At 51.8% G+C, this 3,413-nt stretch carries 4 protein-coding genes; all 4 read right to left on the bottom strand.

Annotation, left to right across the window (positions count from 1 at the left end):
* Nucleotides 1-19: 19 nt before the first annotated feature.
* Complete coding sequence (rbr, locus tag BP822_RS00905) at nt 20-595, bottom strand: rubrerythrin (protein ID WP_286877532.1); 576 nt, start codon at nt 593-595, stop codon at nt 20-22.
* Nucleotides 596-642: 47 nt separating this feature from the next.
* Entirely contained in the window at nt 643-2,112 is a 1,470-nt protein-coding gene (locus tag BP822_RS00910) for a catalase (protein WP_286877533.1), read from the bottom strand.
* Between the two features lie 362 nt (nt 2,113-2,474).
* Nucleotides 2,475-2,924, bottom strand: a complete 450-nt coding sequence (locus BP822_RS00915; protein ID WP_286877534.1) for a universal stress protein — start codon at nt 2,922-2,924, stop codon at nt 2,475-2,477.
* A 39-nt stretch (nt 2,925-2,963) separates the two neighbouring features.
* On the bottom strand, nt 2,964-3,413 hold a 450-nt coding region (locus BP822_RS00920), incomplete at its 5' end, for a cation diffusion facilitator family transporter (RefSeq protein WP_286877535.1).

Consider the following 3,413-nt stretch of genomic DNA (forward strand, 5'->3'; position numbering starts at 1 on the left):
GCTTGTCCAGCTCGATTTCTCAATAGTTCTTGGCCATCAGCTCGAAGTAAGCCTGCTCATGAGCGCATGCCGGGCACTCATCTGGAGCCTCGGTGCCTTCATGGATGTATCCGCAGTTTCGGCATCTCCAGGCCACTTTGGTATCCTTCTTGAAGACCTTGCCCTCTTCTACATTCTTCAGCAGAGCACGGTATCTGTCCTCATGGCCCTTTTCCACCTTGCAGACATTTCTGAACTTCTCGGCGATTTCCTTGAAGCCCTCTTTGTCTGCCGTGGCGGCGAACTCGGGATACATCTTGGTGTTCTCGAACTTCTCTCCCTCGGCCGCCTCCATGAGGTTGGCCTTGGTATCCCCGATCACGCCAGCCGGGAATGAGCCGTTAATCTCCAGCTCACCTCCTTCCAGCAGCTTGAAGAAGACCTTGGCGTGCTCCTTCTCATTGTCTGCCGTATCCAGGAATATTGCCGCTATCTGCTCGTAGCCTTCCTTCTTGGCCTGGGAGCCAAAATAGGAGTATCTGTTCCTTGCCTGCGATTCTCCTGCAAAGGAGAGCAACAAATTCTTCTCTGTCTGTGTGCCTTTAAGACTCTTCAATCTCTCATCTCCGAATTATCTCGATATCAATTTAAATTCAATTCGATCTACTTATGAACCTCGCTCATGGATATGCCAAGAGCCCTGGCTACGCCCTCGCCGTAGGCTGGATCGGCCTTATAGCAATTGCCTATATGGCGGATCTTGATCATTTTGGGAGCATCTCCCATGGCACGAGCGGTGTTCTCAAACAAGGCCTGCTGCTGCTCCGGCTTCATCAGGCGGAAGAGCTTGCCGGGCTGGGTATAGTAATCGTCGTCGTCTTTCCGGAAATCCCAGTGATATGCCTCTCCTTTCAGCTCTAAAGGCGGCTCACGATACTCCGGCTGCTCCTGCCACTCTCCATAGCTGTTGGGCTCATAAGCCAGGGTGCCTCCCTGATTGTCATCCATCCTCATCATCCCATCGCGGTGGTATACATTTGTGGGACAGCGGGCCCGGTTGACTGGAATCAGATGGTGGTTCACACCCAGGCGGTAGCGCTGGGCATCGCCATAGGAGAACAACCTGCCCTGCAACATCCTGTCCGGAGAGAAGCCTATGCCGGGAACTATATTGGCCGGATTGAATGCCGCCTGCTCTACCTCGGCAAAGAAGTTCTCTGGATTGCGGTTGAGCTCCATTACGCCCACCTCAATGAGCGGATAGTCTCCATGGTACCAGACCTTGGTCAGGTCGAAGGGGTGATAGGGAACGGTCTGTGCCTCCTTCTCGGGCATTACCTGGATGAACAGCTTCCAGCGAGGATAGTCTCCCTTCTCAATGCTATCGAATAGATCGCGTTGATGGCTCTCCCGATCCTTGGCTATGATCGCCTCCGCCTCGGCATCGGTCAGGTTCTTGATTCCCTGCTGGGTTACCCAGTGAAACTTCACCCAGACCCTCTCGTTCTTGGCATTGATCATGCTGAAGGTATGGCTGCCAAATCCATGCATGTGGCGGAAGGAGTAAGGGATACCCCGATCGCTCATGGTGATTGTCACCTGGTGCAGAGCCTCAGGAAGAGAGGTCCAGAAATCCCAGTTGTTCTTGGCGCTGCGCATGCCCGTCCTCGGATCGCGCTTAATGGCGTGGTTCAGGTCAGGGAACTTGAGAGGATCTCTCAGGAAGAAGACAGGGGTGTTGTTTCCCACCAGGTCCCAGTTGCCCTCCTCGGTGTAGAACTTGACGGCAAAACCGCGGATGTCTCTCTCGGCATCTGCTGCCCCCCTCTCACCGGCTACTGTGGAAAAGCGCGCAAACAGATCGGTCTTCTTGCCGATCTTCGAGAATATCATAGCTCTGGTAAACCTGGTTATGTCATGGGTAACAGTGAATGTTCCATAGGCACCTGAGCCCTTGGCATGCATCCTTCTCTCAGGAATTACCTCCCGGTCGAAATGGGCGAGCTTTTCCAGGTACCATACATCCTGGAGAAGCATTGGTCCACGTTGTCCTGCCGTCAATACATTCTGGTTGTCGGCCACTGGTGCACCGACATTTGTGGTCAGCTTCTTATCCTTCTTTTTATCCGGCATAACTATTCTCTCCTGAGGTTCAATCCCTTTGCGCCTGAGCAGATAGCAGGAAGCATTGGCCCACAGCCAAGAAGTTCATAGTTGATCTGCTCCGGGGATCAGCGATTTTGATGAAAATCATCTAGCAATCTTTTTTATTCTGTTTTTCCCCGGTTATGAGATTTCCCAAATCATTGCCATAAATAAGGTGCAAAGGTTATTTAAGAATTGCTATCACCTAATAATCAAAATGCACGGGGTCATGCCACGTGTTTGGTGATCTGCTAATATCGAATCTTGTTCTCTAGTCAAGGATTATCAGACACAATTTTTTTATAGTTTCCTTGAATGGCTTAAGCGATCTTCCCACATTGACGATTCGATCACTTGCTCATTGCCGGTACTATGAGAACGGGAATTTTAGAATGACGCACCACCTTTTCTGCAACGCAGCCAAGCATAATCTTCTCCAGATCGCTCCGTCCAATTCTGCCTAAAACCAGCAGATCTGCGCCGGACTTATGCGATCTCTTGACAATTTCCTGGCTGGGATCTCCCTCCGCAATGATACTGCTGAAAGGCACGCCTGCATCGCATGCCATATTCTCTACCTCAGAAATGGCCAGCTCTCCCTCTCTGAGCATAAGCTCCATCAGCCTGCTGCCCAGGCTGGGAAAGGCGGCATAACCGGGAAGATGGGCCAGACGGTGAACATCCACCACATAAATGGCGATTATCGATCCCCCAGAAAGCCTGGCCAGGCCAACCGCAAGCTCAGCGGTCCGTATGCTGGTCTGGGATCCGTCAGTTGCCACCATTATCTTCTTGAACATGCCATGAACCCTCTGCTGCTTTTCTCCGGCAAAGATGATTCAATCTCTATCTGCATCCCATGTCTCCAATTTGGGTGCTGTTATCTTTACCAGTCCCTTGGAATTGAGCTCTCGCCTTGCCTCTTCTGAGAGCAGACAGCCACACGATCCCGCGGTCGCTTTAGCGCAATTGCAGGGCTCGATGTGGATGGTGACTGTGGTTCCCGGGTAATGCTGCTTGATTGCACATGCGATCATGTCGGTAATACGATGCGACTCATCTACGGACATGGATGAATCCACCCGCAGATGAAATTCAACGAACCGGTTTCCGCCTGCCTTTCTCGTACGAAGCCTGTGGACTCCTCTCACCGTTGGGGCAAAGGCAGCTATATGCCTTCTCACTTCCTCTATCTCATCATTTGGGAGGCCGAAGTCTATGAGGTCCCGGGCCGATTCGAGGATCAGATGATATGAGGTACGGGCGATGTGCAATGCTACTACTATCGC

The sequence above is a fragment of the Methanosaeta sp. UBA458 genome, assembly GCF_002496085.1.
Classification (GTDB): Archaea; Halobacteriota; Methanosarcinia; order Methanotrichales; family Methanotrichaceae; genus Methanothrix; species Methanothrix soehngenii.